The 13301-nt window shown below is 68.5% G+C and carries 15 protein-coding genes; 6 read left to right on the top strand and 9 right to left on the bottom strand.

Annotated elements, in window-relative coordinates; all coding sequences use genetic code 11:
• Nucleotides 1-64: 64 nt before the first annotated feature.
• A complete protein-coding gene (locus K3888_RS04390) occupies nt 65-1525 on the bottom strand; it encodes an NAD(P)/FAD-dependent oxidoreductase (RefSeq protein WP_230929001.1) in 1461 nt (486 codons plus the stop codon).
• A 225-nt stretch (nt 1526-1750) separates the two neighbouring features.
• On the opposite strand from K3888_RS04390, the gene K3888_RS04385 reads away from it, so the two are divergent.
• Together K3888_RS04385 and K3888_RS04380 are read left to right on the top strand one after the other, a co-directional pair.
• Entirely contained in the window at nt 1751-3067 is a 1317-nt protein-coding gene (locus tag K3888_RS04385) for a class I SAM-dependent methyltransferase (protein ID WP_230929000.1), read from the top strand.
• A 33-nt stretch (nt 3068-3100) separates the two neighbouring features.
• Nucleotides 3101-3580, top strand: a complete 480-nt coding sequence (locus K3888_RS04380) for a nitroreductase family deazaflavin-dependent oxidoreductase (protein WP_230928999.1) — start codon at nt 3101-3103, stop codon at nt 3578-3580.
• Between the two features lie 72 nt (nt 3581-3652).
• Here K3888_RS04380 and K3888_RS04375 read toward each other — a convergent pair whose 3' ends face one another.
• Nucleotides 3653-4135 (bottom strand): MaoC family dehydratase, encoded by a 483-nt coding sequence (locus K3888_RS04375; RefSeq protein WP_230928998.1) that lies wholly within the window; start codon nt 4133-4135, stop codon nt 3653-3655.
• Between the two features lie 65 nt (nt 4136-4200).
• Between K3888_RS04375 and K3888_RS04370 the strand changes: the two genes are divergently transcribed.
• The gene (locus tag K3888_RS04370; protein WP_230928997.1) at nt 4201-4968 is read left to right on the top strand and encodes a thioesterase family protein; all 768 of its coding nucleotides are present in this window, start codon (nt 4201-4203) and stop codon (nt 4966-4968) included.
• A 13-nt stretch (nt 4969-4981) separates the two neighbouring features.
• Here K3888_RS04370 and K3888_RS04365 read toward each other — a convergent pair whose 3' ends face one another.
• From K3888_RS04365 to K3888_RS04345, 4 genes are all read right to left on the bottom strand, one after another.
• Nucleotides 4982-5473, bottom strand: coding sequence for a GNAT family N-acetyltransferase (locus tag K3888_RS04365; RefSeq protein ID WP_230929090.1), 492 nt, complete (start codon nt 5471-5473; stop codon nt 4982-4984).
• Nucleotides 5474-5976: 503 nt separating this feature from the next.
• Nucleotides 5977-7407 carry an L-lactate permease gene (locus K3888_RS17810; protein ID WP_230928996.1) on the bottom strand — a complete coding sequence of 477 codons (1431 nt, stop codon included), beginning with the start codon at nt 7405-7407 and terminating at the stop codon, nt 5977-5979.
• A gap of 100 nt (nt 7408-7507) precedes the next feature.
• Nucleotides 7508-7654, bottom strand: a complete 147-nt coding sequence (locus K3888_RS04350) for a hypothetical protein (RefSeq protein WP_230928995.1) — start codon at nt 7652-7654, stop codon at nt 7508-7510.
• Between the two features lie 43 nt (nt 7655-7697).
• Nucleotides 7698-8615, bottom strand: a complete 918-nt coding sequence (locus K3888_RS04345; RefSeq protein ID WP_230928994.1) for an SDR family oxidoreductase — start codon at nt 8613-8615, stop codon at nt 7698-7700.
• A 177-nt stretch (nt 8616-8792) separates the two neighbouring features.
• Here K3888_RS04345 and K3888_RS04340 point away from each other — a divergent pair, with 177 nt between their 5' ends.
• The 3 genes from K3888_RS04340 (at nt 8793) to K3888_RS04330 (ending at nt 10971) form a co-directional block, all read left to right on the top strand.
• The gene (locus K3888_RS04340) at nt 8793-9329 is read left to right on the top strand and encodes a GNAT family N-acetyltransferase (RefSeq protein WP_230928993.1); all 537 of its coding nucleotides are present in this window, start codon (nt 8793-8795) and stop codon (nt 9327-9329) included.
• A gap of 50 nt (nt 9330-9379) precedes the next feature.
• Nucleotides 9380-9814, top strand: coding sequence for a nitroreductase family deazaflavin-dependent oxidoreductase (locus tag K3888_RS04335; RefSeq protein ID WP_230928992.1), 435 nt, complete (start codon nt 9380-9382; stop codon nt 9812-9814).
• Between the two features lie 788 nt (nt 9815-10602).
• Complete coding sequence (locus tag K3888_RS04330) at nt 10603-10971, top strand: hypothetical protein (protein WP_230928991.1); 369 nt, start codon at nt 10603-10605, stop codon at nt 10969-10971.
• A 53-nt stretch (nt 10972-11024) separates the two neighbouring features.
• Here K3888_RS04330 and K3888_RS04325 read toward each other — a convergent pair whose 3' ends face one another.
• The 3 genes from K3888_RS04325 to K3888_RS04315 all read right to left on the bottom strand — a co-directional run bounded on the left by K3888_RS04325 (nt 11025) and on the right by K3888_RS04315 (nt 13289).
• Nucleotides 11025-11528 carry a DUF309 domain-containing protein gene (locus K3888_RS04325; protein WP_230928990.1) on the bottom strand — a complete coding sequence of 168 codons (504 nt, stop codon included), beginning with the start codon at nt 11526-11528 and terminating at the stop codon, nt 11025-11027.
• A 98-nt stretch (nt 11529-11626) separates the two neighbouring features.
• Complete coding sequence (locus K3888_RS04320; RefSeq protein WP_230928989.1) at nt 11627-12541, bottom strand: P1 family peptidase; 915 nt, start codon at nt 12539-12541, stop codon at nt 11627-11629.
• 94 nt (nt 12542-12635) lie between these two features.
• Nucleotides 12636-13289, bottom strand: a complete 654-nt coding sequence (locus K3888_RS04315) for a GyrI-like domain-containing protein (protein WP_230928988.1) — start codon at nt 13287-13289, stop codon at nt 12636-12638.
• Nucleotides 13290-13301: the final 12 nt, after the last annotated feature.

Genomic DNA, 13301 nt, shown 5'->3' with positions numbered 1-13301 from the left:
GGGGTTTCTCGTATCCACCCGCGGCCGGCTGTGGAGGTCCGGAGCGGGCGGGCGGACTCGTCGGCTAATGCACGGACTCGGCGTCCTGTCCCGCGCGGTCGGCATTGCTGTCGGTCGCCGCCGAGTCGCGCCGGGCCTGCTCCGCAGTGCGCAGCGCCGCGGCTTCGTCGGCGGCGACCCGCTCGATCGCCTGTCGCGCGTACACCCACTGCTTGGTCGAGGTCAGCTGGGAGCGATGGTCGCCGCCCATGTGCATTCCCCAGGAGAACATGGTGGTGATGCGGTTCTTGAAGCCGATCAGGTATGCCAGGTGGACGATCAGCCACATCACCCAGGCGATGAAGCCGGAGATCTCGATCTTTCCCATCTTCACCACGGCGCTGTACCGGGAGACAGTGGCCATGGAGCCCTTGTCGAAGTACTTGAACGGGGGCCGGTCGGCCGGCGTCTTGCCCTTCTCGACCTCGTTGATGATCTGCTTGGCGGCGTATTTTCCGCCCTGGATCGCGACCTGGGCGACGCCGGGCAGATTGTCCAGACTCATCATGTCGCCCACCACGAAGATCTCGGGGTGCCCGGGCAGCGAGAGGTCCTTACGGACGAGGACGCGGCCGGCCCGATCGATCTCGGCGTCCGTCTGGTCGGCGAGCATCCGACCGAGCGGGCTCGCCTTCACACCGGCGGACCAGATCTTGCAGGAGGCATCGATTCGCCGGACCGAGCCGTCGGGATCCTTCACTTCGATGCCGTTGTAGTCGACATCGGTGACCATCGCGTTGAGCTGGATCTCGACGCCCATCTTCTCCAGACGGGCACGGGCCGCATTGCCGAGATTGTTGCCGAAGGGAGGAAGCACGGCCGGCGCGGCGTCCAGCAGGATGACGCGGGCCGAGGCGGGATCGATACGCCGGAAACTGTCCTTGAGGGTGTGCTGGGCCAGCTCGGCCACCTGGCCGGCCATCTCGACGCCCGTGGGGCCGGCGCCGACGATGATGAAGGTCAGGAGCCGGCGGCGCTCGTCCTCGTCGTCGATGACCTCGGCCTGCTCGAAGCAGCCCAGGATGCGACTGCGCAGCTCGAGGGCGTCGTCGACCGTCTTCATGCCGGGCGCCCAGCGCTCGAAGTGGTCGTTACCGAAGTAGGATTGGTTGGCGCCGGCGGCCACGACCAGGCTGTCGTACTCCAGGTCGAAGGCGATGTGACCGGCGGTGGCGTGAACACGCTTGCCGGCGACATCGATCTTGTTCACATCGCCGAGGACCACGGTCGCGTTCTTCTGGTCGCGCAGGATCAATCGCGTCGGTGGGGCGATCTCACCGACGGACAGGATCCCGGTCGCCACCTGGTACAGCAGGGGCTGGAAGAGGTGGTGCCCGGTCTTGGCGATCAGCGTCACGTCGACGTCGGCCTTCTCCAACTGCTGCGCAGCGAACAGGCCTCCGAAGCCGGAGCCGATGATGACGACACGGTGCCGGCGGGGCACCGGCGTGGCTGCGGTGACCTGGTCGGATGCGGGCTCGGTCATGGTGGCTCCTGTGAGGCTCGGTGTAGGTCGGGGCGCAGTGGCCTCATCGCTGTTCAGGGCTCGCGGGAATCGCGCGGGCACGGGTTCCAAGGATAGTGGTCGCGCGCACAGCGCGCACGAGGAGGCGGGAGGATCACAGTCCGGCGCCCCCGACGCGCCTGCCCGCCCCCGTCGACCGGCGGCGGTACGGTCCAGGTTCAGGCGAGCCCCGTGAGGAGGGAACCGGTGGTCAGAGTCGAACCGCAGACCGTCGACCTGGAACGCTGGCCTGCCCTGGCCCCGCCCGCCGGTGTCGGGGGGAGTTCAGCCGGACTCGTCGCGCAGTCGTTGCGCCGCGCCGCACGTGATCTCGGTATACGCATCGACTACCCGGACTCGTCGGCCGCAGGTGACTACGACGCGGACGTGCGGGTGGTCTTGAGGGACCCAGACCACTTCTGGGCGCGACTGGCCGCCGCCGGAGTCGTGGGGCTCGGCGAGTCCTTCATGGCGGGTGAGTGGGCGACCGCGGAGCTCGGTGCGGCTATCGCCGCTCTCGCGCCGTGGATCGCCGACAATCCGGACTGCGCCGACCCGGGGGAGCGGGCGTTCGGTCGCGACGGGCGGGGCCACTCCGGAGCCGGGGGGCGCCGCGATCGGGCGCAGCAGGTACCGCTGGAGGACTCGGTCCCGGGTGCGCTCACGTCGCTGTACACCGATGAGACCATGTCGACCTCCGGCGCGGTCTTCGCCTCAGGCGCTCGGACACGAACCCGTCTCGATGACGGGTCAGACGTCGTCCACCTCGAGGCGCCGGCCTCCCCGCCGCGACGCAATGACCTCGGCGACGCCCAGCGACGATCCGCGGACATGCTCCTGACCCTCGCGGGGGTGGGTGAGGGGGCCCGGGTGCTCATCGCGACACCCGGCTGGGGTGAATTGCCGATGCGTGCGGCTGAGCGAGGTGCGCACGTGCGGACCATGACGGGGTCCACGGAGAGACTCGCTGCGCTGGGTTCGCGGTTCGCGGCCGCGGGCCTGGAGGACAGTGTCTCCCTCTTCCTGGGGGAGCCGTCGGAGGCCGGAGGTGCCCTCGACGCGGTGGTGGCGACCGACCCCGGGGTCGAATCCGGATTGGCCGGCATCGGCGGGGTCGTCGGTGTGGCGGAGCGCCTTCTGGAACCGGGCGGCCGGATGGCGTTCCAGGCGTTGGTGTGCCCGGGACGGCCTGAACGTGCCCACGTGGAACTCGCGGCGTGGGGATCGAAGTACGTGGCCGAAGCGGGTCCGGCGCCGTCGTGGTCGGACCTCGTCGAGATGATCGCGCGTTCGTCCCGACTGCGGTTGCGCGGACGGATCGAGATGACCGCGCATCACGCGGAAACGGTCCGTCTCTGGTCGGAGTCGTTCGCGCTCAGAGGAAGAGATGCCGCGGCGCTCGGCTTCGACGCGGTCTATCGTCGGATGTGGGCGTTCCACCTGGCCGCGATGGAGGCGGGGATGCGCCACGGCTGGGTGGAGTCCGTCCAGGTGTTGGCGGACGTCCCCGACACCGCCGTCTAGCTCATGAGGCAGCCGGGGCAATAGGCTCTGCCCATGAGCAATATTCTCACCCCGGTCGCGATCTGGTTAGGGCGGCAGGACGCGACCCGAGAGAACTCCTCTCTCGTGGTGACGGTCGACACCTGGATGTCCCGCGTCTCCGGGGGGCGCCTGCCCCTCCTGCGGGTCGCCGGGCTCCCCACTCTCACTCTCCACGTGCCGGGCCGCAGGAGTGGCGCGATCCGAAGCACACCGCTTCTGTGCGCCTCGTGGAACAACGGGTTGATCATCATCGGCTCCAACTGGGGTGGAGAGAAGACGCCGGCATGGGTCTACAACCTCCGCGCGGCGGCCGACGGACTCGTCGAGATGAGCGTCTACGGGGCCCGGCTTCCCGTGGACGTCTGCGAACTCTCGGACGCTGATCGGGACTCGGCGTGGGCCGCGGCGGTCCGGGTGTGGCCGAACTACGAGCACTACGCCGCGCGCACGACCCGACTACTGCCGATCTTCCACCTCACGCCGCGTTTGTGAGTTGAGCCGGGCTGCCTGGAGCCGGACCCGCCGACCGCGGTCAGCAGGGCCGGCTCCAGGGGGGCGGGGGGCTCAGCGTCGCCGGGCGACCATGTTCATCGCGGTCGCGGTGAGGATCGGCTCCGCGTTCTGGTTGATGAGCGTGACGTCCGTGGTGAGGATCCCGCGGTCCGGCTTGGTCCGAGACGGACGCACTCCCGTGGTCTCGCAGATCAGGGTGAGCCGGTCGCCCGGGCGCAGGGGCCGGACCCATCGGAGCTCGTCGACGCCGGGTGAGGCCAGGCTGGCCACGCTGGTGAGGTAGTTGTCCGCGAACAGCCGCATCATCAGCGCGGCGGTCTGCCACCCGCTGGCGATGAGCCCGCCGAACGGGCCGCCCGCCGCGGCCTCCGGGTCGGTGTGGATGCTCTGGGGGTCGTACCTGTGCGCGAACGCGACGATCTCGTCGGCGTCCACCGATTCCTCGCCGAAGCGGTAGCGGCCCCCCTCGGCGTAGTCCTCGAGGTACCTGTCGTCGATCGGTGCGGTGAACTCGTCGAAGGTCTCGTCGTTCATGTCTTCTCCTCGCGTAGCGCGTGTAGGGTTTGAGTTAACCACGATTCACCGACTGGAGGGCGGGGATGGCCTACTTCGAACGACTCAGTGCGGCCCGGTTCCGCCCCACCGAGCACGTCAGCGGCGCGTGGGACGAGTCGACCCAGCACATCGGCCCCGCCCTGGGGCTGCTCGCCCACGCGGTCGAGTCGGACCTCGCCGCCCGTCGCGACGATCCCATGGTCATCTCCCGTCTGTCCTACGAACTCCTGGGGGTCGTCCCCATGGACGCGGTCGACGTGGCGGTCGAGGTGATCCGGCCGGGACGGACAATCGAACTGGTCGAGGTCACCTACTCCCAACGTGGTCGTACCGGCATCCGGATGCGGGCGTGGCTGCAGCAGTCCCGCGATACCGCCGGTATCGCCGGGGACGGCTTCGACCCCATTCCGCCCCCGGATCAGATGGAGCCCTGGGATCCCACCACGGTCTGGCGGGGCGGCTACCTCGCCTCAGCTCAGGTTCGTCGCATCTCTGACGGCCCGGGGCGGTCGCGCTACTGGGTGCGCACCGACGTGCCGCTGCTGGCGGGCGAGGAGGTCAGCACGACCGCGCGGATGGCCGCCCTGTTCGACATCGCGAACGGCATGGCGATCCGCGCGGACCCGACCGCTGTGCACTACCCGAACATCGACCTGTCAGCGCATCTGGTCCGCCCGCCGCAGGGGGAGTGGCTGGGCTACGACACCCGGGTCACCTTCGGTCCCGGCGGCCTGGGGCTGACCGCGAGCGTGATTCACGACGAGTTCGGCCCGCTCGGCACCATCGCGCAGTCACTCACCGTTCGGCCGTGATCGGCCGTCTCCTCTACAGCTGACGTAGATAACAGCGCATCCCGGAACCCGAGTCCGGGTCGACGTCGGAGAACCCGTGTCGGGCGTAGAACCTGCGAGCGTCGATGTCGTCGGAGTCGACGTTGATGTGCAGCTCCTCGCCTCCCCGGACCCGGACCTCGGCGAGGGCCCGGTCGAGTATCGCGCTCCCGACGCCGGCCGAGCGGTGTGCCGGACGGATGTAGAGGTCCTCGAGTTGGGCCAACGGTCCGTCCCAGTAGGGCGTGGGCCTGAAGGTGAGGAGTGCGAAGCCGATGTCCTCGGGGTCGCCTGCGCAGCCGTCGCCGTGCGCGGACGTCGTGGAGGAACGACCGGCGACGACGACGAGGACGTCCTTCCGCCGCAGCAGGGCATCGAATCGACGCTCCCCCTCCGCCGGGGTCGGGGAGGGGCAGTCGAACTCCGTGTTGAACTCGTGGAGCAGCAGCGCGACCCCGGCGGCGTCTACCGGGGATGCGATCCTGATCTCGGCCGTTGTGGCCTCGCCCCCGGCAGGCCTGGTGACGCCGCAGACCGGCGATCTCTCGAGGAGACGCTTGAGACGGCCGAGATCCGCGGCCACCATCGCGCAGTCGCGTTCGAAATCCTCGTCGTCGTCGCCCTCGAGTTGTCGGATCGAGAACACGACCTCGGCACCGGCCGGGTGGGGGAGGACCCGCATCGGGTTGTGGACGCGCGTCCCGTCGGGCAGCGTCACCTCATGGTCGAGGACACCCAGCGGGTTGCGATCGACGAAACGCACGCGGACGCGTCCCATCGGGGACTCGACCACGAACTCGTCGTCGTGGATCATCGCCTCGCCGGTCGCCAGGCCCGCAGCCCATTCCGGTAGGCGGGTCGGGTCGCCGGCGAGGTCATAGACCTCATCGACGGGGCGATGGACGACGACACTGACGTGGCGGCTCCGCATGGTCTGCAGATCCTACGGTCACAACGCGCGTGGGCGCACCGTTGGACGATGCCGCGGACTCACGCCGACACGGCCACGGCCGCACCCAGGAGGGCCGTCGCGCACACGACGGCGGTGGCCAGCGCCCGGGTCGCCGCACCGGGAAGTCGTGATCGGCCGGCCATGACCACGCCCACCGCCAACGCGACGCGCGGCGGCGAGACGATGATGGCGTACGACCCCGCGACGTTCTGACCCGCGAGGGCGGTGAGGGGATCTGCTCCCAGGCTCGCGGCCGCGCCGGTCGTGGCGGCGGAGAACATCGCGGCCGCGCCGGTGTTGGAGCCGGTGAGGTACCCGCCGAGAGCGCCGATCGCCGGGATCAGGGCCACGAAGACATCGCCCGCGCCGGTCGCCAGGGACGCGAGGTGGCCGGCCATCCCGGTCGCGGCCATCACCACGCCGATCAGCATGAACACCACCGCGTTGCCGGCGACGGTCGCCCACGTCCGCAGCGCCTCGCGGACCAACGGGACGACGGCGGGTCGAGGAACACCCGACGTGCTGATCGCGATCAGCGCCGCGATGTTGATCCACACCGCGGGGCCGGCGAGCCACTCGAGCGCCGGCGGGGAGCCGGCCAACCCGATCGCCGCGCTCGTGCCGAGGATGCCGGTGAGCAGGATGAGATAGGGGACCACGGCCCGCACGAGGGCACGATCGACCGCCGGGAGCGCGCCGTGGCGGACCCGCGAGATGCCGAGAAGGAGCACGGTGACCGCAAGAGAGGCGATGATCCCTGCGGGCGGAGCCCCGACGAACAGATTGGCACCGACCAGCGCGATCCACTGGGTGAGGATGACCGCCGCGGCCAGACCAACCAGCCACACGGTGGGGCGGCGGCCGAGCACCACGAGGACGCCGATCATGCTCACGACGAGCACCGGCAGGGTCAGCAGTGCTGACCGGTAGCCCAGCTCCACGAAGCCCTGCCCACCGAGTTCGGCGGCCACCAGGGTGCCCGGGGCCAGTGAGCCCCACGGGACGAGGACCAGTCCGAGCAGGCCGGTGACGACCGCCTTGACCGGCCCGAGCCCCATACGGACGAGCAGCGGTGCGGTGATCACCACGCCCAGTCCGAAGCCGGTGACGGACTCCATGAACGGTGTCAGTCCGAAGACCAGCAGAAGGATCGTCACGATCCGGTCGGGCCCGGGCTCGACCCTTTCCAGCCATCCGGCGATGCGTTCCTGCGCTCCGGCCCGCGACATGACCACGGAGAGCATGACGCCGCCGAGCAGAATGAGGGCGACCTCCAGGACGGTCGGTCCCATCTGGCCGAAGGATATGGAGATCTGGTCGGCGGTCGGGCGGAACACCGCGACGGCGGCGAGGACCGTGCCGCCGAGTCCGGCCGCCCCGGCGACGAGGGACGGCACCCGGAGGGCCAACAGCGCCAGCACCAGGGCGATGGGGGCGAGTGCGGCCGCGGAATCGAAGTGCTGACTCACCGCGGCCACCCGGGTCGGTGGGCGGCCCCGGCGTCCGAGGGCGGCGGGAACGTGCGGCCAGTCGGGCCGACGATCGGCCCGACCGACCTGTCAGTGCCGGTCAGCGGTTGACGAGCTTGAAGAAGGTGCTGCCCTCGCCGTCGGACTTGTGGTCCTGGTAGAGCAGCGCGAGATTCTGGGACTCGAACTTGTCGACCCAGGCGGGAATCTCGTCGTGGTCCGTCGTGGTGGTCGATTCTGACGTCATGCCTGGATACTCCTTCGGGTCGAGACCTACCGTAGTCCGTTGGTCAGGGTGTGGGCATGCCGCCGTTGACGTGCAACGTCTCGCCGATCACGTAGCTCGACTCCGATGAGGTGAAAAAGACATACGCCGGTGCGAGCTCGGTCGGCTGGCCCGCACGGCCCATGGGGGAGACCTGGTCGAACTTCGGAAGATCCTCCTTCTCCTGTCCGTCCGACACCTGTAGTGGGGTCCAGATGGGGCCGGGCGCGACCGCGTTGACCCGGATGCCCTTGGTCGCGAGCTGCTGGGCCAGCCCCTTGGTGAAGTTGTTGATGGCCGCCTTGGCGGACGCGTAGTCCAGCAGGTTGGGTGCCGGCTGATAGGCCTCGATCGAGGTCGTGTTGATGATCGTGGAACCGGGTGTCAGGTGCGCGAGCGCCGCCTTGGTGATCCGGAACATCGCCAGGATGTTGACCGCGTACGTATCGGTCAGTTGCTCGTCGGGCAACTCCTCGAGGCTTGGCGCGACGACCTGTTTGCCGGCGTTGTTGACGAGGATGTCCAGACCGCCGAGAGCGTCGACGGCGTCGCTGACGACCGAGGCGCACAGCGCCTTGTCGGTCAGGTCGCCCGGCAGGAGCACGGCCGTGCGGCCCTCTCGTTCGATGATCTCGCGGATCCTGTCCGCGTCGGCGTGTTCGTCGGGGAGGTAGTTGAGTGCCACGTCCGCGCCCTCCCGCGCGAAGGCGATGGCGACTGCCGCTCCGATACCCGAGTCCCCGCCGGTGATGAGCGCTTTACGTCCGTTAAGTCTTCCGGTTCCGCGGTAGGAGGACTCGCCGTGATCGGCCTTCGGCTCCAGTTCGGCGTCCAGTCCGGGCTCCGGCTGGTGCTGGATGGGCGGTTCCACCGTCGAATAGCGCGTGACGGGGTTCTGAAACGTCAGTTGATCACTGTCGGCTGCGGTGTTCGGTCGCGTCATCGCTGCTCCTCTCGGTGCTTCTACACAGCCGACCCTACGGTGGTTCGATCCCCTTGCAACTGGTCGAGCACTACACTGAACGGGCGCCCGGGGGTCACATTGGACGGATCGCGAGATCCCGGTGGTCGTGCACCGGGCCGTGTGACTGCCGAAGAACGCAGGGGAGAGGGGGAGGCTATGACACTCATCCGCAGGGAACACCGCGGCGACGCCGTTGCCATCAGGGATGTCACCGCGGCGGCGTTTCGCGCTGCCGAACACAGCGCGCCGCCGGTCGAGCCGGGCGGGCCACCTGGGGAGGTGAACCTCATCGACCGACTTCGTGAGGACGAGGGCTGGATCCCGGAACTGTCACTGGTGGCGGAGACGGCGGGGCGCGTCGTGGGCCATGTGGTCGGATCGAGGGCGTTCGTCGGTGGCGTGCCCGCGATCGGTCTGGGGCCGCTGAGTGTCGAGCCGGAACTGCAACGGTCCGGAATCGGTGCTGCGCTCATGCACGCGGTCCTGGGCGCGGCGGACGCGCTCGGCGAGCCGCTGGTCGGGTTGCTCGGCGATCCGGCCTACTACGGGCGTTTCGGCTTCGCGCCGGCCGTCGCCTTCGGCGTCGAGTCGCCGGACCCGGCTTGGGGCGACTATTTCCAGGTTCGCGCCCTCACCACCTACCGCGGCCACTCCGGGCTGTTCCGCTACGCGGCGCCGTTCGACGTGGTCTGAATGAGTCGCGGCCCTGGTGACGCCGGGTGGTGCGGTGCCATACTGGCGCCATGCCACTTCACGGGGAGTACGAGCCGAGTCCGAGCACGTGGGCCGCTGATCAGGCCGAACTGATCGAGTCGTCCGGCGGCACCGAGGGCACCAGCCTCCAGGGGCGGCCCGTTGTTCTTCTGACCACCAAGGGGGCCAAGAGCGGCAAACTGCGAAAGAGCCCGCTGATGCGAGTCGAGCACGACGGCGAGTACGCGATCGTCGCGTCCATGGGTGGGGCGCCCAAGCACCCGGTCTGGTACTTCAACGTCAAGGCAGAGCCACACGTCGAGCTCCAGGACGGCCCCGTGAGGCAGGACATGCGTGCCCGCGAGGTGACAGGGGAGGAGAAGGCCGGCTGGTGGAAGCGGGCGGTGGAGGCGTTTCCCGACTATGCGGTCTACCAGGCCAAGACCGATCGTGAGATCCCGGTGTTCGTGCTCTCGCCGATGTGACACTCTGTCGTACCCCGGTAGTTGAGATGCGGTGACGAAATGGAGCTACAACGCCGAGGTGGACCGTCCGGGTACACCACGATGTAATCGCCCTGGGACCGGTGCGGGTGAGCTGTCAGCGCACCCTCCGCATCCCCGAGTCGGGCCTGCACAGTCTCCCACCGGGCCTCGGGCCGTTCCCGCTGCGCCGAGTGGCGGACTACCCTGGGACCGCACCCGCAGAATGACTCGCTCGAGGCCGTGATGTTGCCCCTCTACCAGCGAGAGGCACTGTGGATCTCGCTGCACAGTGACGAGCCCGCGGCTCGCGCACCAGGATCCGGGCAGGTGGGAACCGGAGCGGTGTGTGCGATCAGCGGGGAAGCCTGGGACGACGCGCTTTCCCAGAGCCCCCGGAATTACGCTGTCTTGCCCGGTGAACCCTGGCTCGACGGCATCAACTCCGCTGACGGGCACATCCGGCAATGCGTCGCCGTCCCACTCGGTCGCGGAGCAACCGTCTAAGCTCAGGTCTCGGGCTCAGAGAAATACGGAGTGGTGCAGCTCCGGGCCGTGGGTCTGACCTCCGCCGCTCTGAAGTCGTGGACAGAGAGCCAGGACGGCGCAGGAGATCTCTGGACCCGGACACCGTTATCCACCTCAAGGACGCCGGTGGCGACCTCGTCGAGGACGGGGAGTGGTGACGCGGCGTATCGGTGCGTGTAGCCGCGATTGTATCTATTGCTCCCAGTTGGGACAGAAGGCCGAGTGCGAGGGCGCGATAAGGCCCGGACTGATATCACGGTGGGGTGAAGTTCAACCTCGCCGTCAACCTCGTCTTGGCCACCTGGAGCCTTGTGTACGTGGGCCGGTTGGTGACGACCGCACCGAATGACTGGGCTTCGGCATCGTTGTACCTGTGTCTGGCGCTCGCTGTGCTCGGCGCTATCTGGCGGGGGACCAAGTTCCGTCAGGAGCCGGCGGTCTTTGCTGCTGTGACTTACCTGCTGTTCGGGGCGATTGCCGTGGTCGCGGAAGCGATTGCCGGTGACCCCACTCGAGCGGTGATCGGAGCGATGCTGTCGCCGCTTGTTGCGGTCTTCGCAGTAGTGGAGCCGCAGTTCCGGCGGTGGATCAACCGCATTGCGCGGTACCCGGGGGGCCCCGCTCGACCATGAACTCGGCGCCCTAGCCGAGCGAGCCTGAACGCGCGGCGTCCATAGCGAACGTGTCAGATCTCGGTGGGCTGGTCGACCAGGCGCGGTTTGAGCCGTGCGGGTGAAGGATCGGCGCCGCGCCGAACCTCGGCACCGAGCTCGTCGGCGTAGGAGATGAGTCCTGTCGTATCGATTCCGTGAGGTGCGGGGCCATTACCGTGGCCGATACGCTCGGCCGCACGTTCGAGTAGCGTCAACGCGCCTTTGGTGTTGCCGCGCTGGATGTGGGTGATGCCGACGGCCAGTTGGGCCAGACCCTGCCAGAGCATGCGTTCGTCGTCGGGGCAGCTTTTCCAGGCGCCTTCGAGTACTTCGTGCGCGTTGAAGGCGAGGCCCCGGTTCAACAGGTCCTGCGCCCACACCAACGATTCGGCGGGCGTTAGATCAAGATCTTCGGGAATGCGCTCGACCCCGACGCTTCCTGGCGGCAGGGGGCGACCGAGCTCGTCGCGGGGACGTGAGTTACGCGCGCGACCGTCGGCGTCACGATCGCGTTCGGTGCCGTCAGAGGTGCGCATGACCTCATCGTCCCACCTGATGCAGCGGCTCGGTAGATGCCCGGAGGGGCGCGCTGGGTGTACTTTACATAATGTAGATTATCGGCACTTGGGGTACGTCAGACCTGGAGCGATGCGGGTTGCGTTCCCGCGCTTCGAATGGCCCGGCTCACCGCGTCCAGGGCCATCAGTCGGACCGTGTCGACATCTGCCGGTACCTCGCCAGTTGCCGCAGCGATGAATGCGTCACCGTCGTACCGCGTGTGCGGCGGCGTGAGCGCGCGTGACAGTCCGTCGTGCGCGCCCTGTGCCATGACGTAGCACGCCGTCTTGTCGAGCCGGGCGTTCGTCACCACCGCGCCGATGGTCGTGTGGGTTCGCTCGCTGCCGAAGTTGAATGGTGGCGCCAGGTCGGCTACGGCCGACAGGTCGACCTCGGCGTCACCTCCGTGGTCGATGTCCCCGAACGCGTTGACCGCGCACCATGCGCCCACCACGACCTCTCCGAGAGTGGTCTCCGCATACCGGAGCCCGCCCGGGCGGGCCGCGTCGCGGCCACGCCACCAGGACGTCAACGCGCCGCTACCTGCGCCGATCTGGCCGACTTCGAACTCCGGACCCGAAGCCGCCTGGGCGGCCGTGAACGCGTTGTCTGCGCTCGGCCGCACGGAGGCATCTCCGATTCCGAGGTCGAACAACGCCAGTGTCGGAACGATGGGCACGCGACCGCCGGGTGTCGGCACACCGCGGCCGGCGGCCTCGAGAAATCGCATCACCCCGTCGGCTGCGGCCAGTCCGAATGCCGAGCCGCCCGTGAGTACGACGGCGTCGGTTGAGTTCACGGCCTTGTCCGGAGCCAGCGCGTCGAGGTCCCGGGTGGCCGGCGCGCCGCCTCGGACCTCGCGGGACGCGACTGTCCCTTCGGGAAGGATCAGAACGGTGCACCCGGTTCGGGCGGCGTGTTCCGACCAATGTCCGACCGAGACGCCTCGCAGTCCGGTGCTCTGAAGTATGGCGCTGTCGGGGTGGCTCACGGCGCTACGGTATCCGGCTGTCGGGTTCGGTGGTGGCGAATTGCCCACGGTTCCCCGGGTTGTAACGTCTGGTCCCTTGGCCGTCCTAGAAACGTCACTGTGACGGTTTGGCGGGCTGGCGGAGGATGGTGCGAAGGCGATCCGGTGGTGTCTTCCGCGGGTCGGACAGATAGATCTCGTGATGACGTCCGGCGGCGACCATGCCGTGTCCCGGCAGGACCTCATCGTGTATCCGCGCGATGGTCGGGCCCTCGGCGTCGTAGGGGCCCACATGGAGCGTCTGGACCGCTGGCCCCTCAACGAGGGTCGCGTACCGTACGAGATCCTTGACACCCGGGATCTTCTTCGTACCCACCGTGTCCAACGCAGACGCTGCCACATCCGGGGTGATCCACTCGGGCTGCCAGATCATCATGGTCCAGTGCCATGCGCCTTTGTCCCGTGCGGTGAACACACTGAGATCGTCCGCGTACCAGAGGCCCTCGAGTGGTCCTACGGTGTGCACTCGTCCTAACCGGGACCGTGCTGCCGCCCGGATCGCATAGGCCGTTGTATACAAGGCCTCGACGGCACGGCGATAGTCGTCTGCGAGGTTCGGATCGCCGTGGCCGTCCGCCATGAGGAAACTCATCTCGGGTACGTCCACCACATCGAACCTGCCCGCTCGTCCGCTGTACAGGTCCCGACGGTTCTTCTTGACGTCGTAGTTCGCGGTGAGCCGACTCGCGGCCCCGGGGTCACCTGACATACACCGACCCTA

The sequence above is a fragment of the Dietzia aurantiaca genome, assembly GCF_021033825.1.
Lineage (GTDB): Bacteria > Actinomycetota > Actinomycetes > Mycobacteriales > Mycobacteriaceae > Dietzia > Dietzia aurantiaca.
The sequence above is the reverse complement of the archived record's forward strand: the minus strand, read 5'-3'. Positions and strand labels throughout refer to the sequence as shown.

Bases quoted from the DNA above. Each gene is read 5' to 3' on its own strand.
- K3888_RS04390 (WP_230929001.1), bottom strand. From the start codon at position 1,525: ATGACCGAGCCCGCATCCGACCAGGTCACCGCAGCCACGCCGGTGCCC.
- K3888_RS04380 (WP_230928999.1), top strand. From the start codon at position 3,101: ATGAGCAATATTCTCACCCCGGTCGCGATCTGGTTAGGGCGGCAGGAC.
- K3888_RS04375 (WP_230928998.1), bottom strand. From the start codon at position 4,135: ATGAACGACGAGACCTTCGACGAGTTCACCGCACCGATCGACGACAGG.
- K3888_RS04370 (WP_230928997.1), top strand. From the start codon at position 4,201: ATGGCCTACTTCGAACGACTCAGTGCGGCCCGGTTCCGCCCCACCGAG.
- K3888_RS04350 (WP_230928995.1), bottom strand. From the start codon at position 7,654: ATGACGTCAGAATCGACCACCACGACGGACCACGACGAGATTCCCGCC.
- K3888_RS04345 (WP_230928994.1), bottom strand. From the start codon at position 8,615: ATGACGCGACCGAACACCGCAGCCGACAGTGATCAACTGACGTTTCAG.
- K3888_RS04340 (WP_230928993.1), top strand. From the start codon at position 8,793: ATGACACTCATCCGCAGGGAACACCGCGGCGACGCCGTTGCCATCAGG.
- K3888_RS04335 (WP_230928992.1), top strand. From the start codon at position 9,380: ATGCCACTTCACGGGGAGTACGAGCCGAGTCCGAGCACGTGGGCCGCT.
- K3888_RS04325 (WP_230928990.1), bottom strand. From the start codon at position 11,528: ATGCGCACCTCTGACGGCACCGAACGCGATCGTGACGCCGACGGTCGC.
- K3888_RS04315 (WP_230928988.1), bottom strand. From the start codon at position 13,289: ATGTCAGGTGACCCCGGGGCCGCGAGTCGGCTCACCGCGAACTACGAC.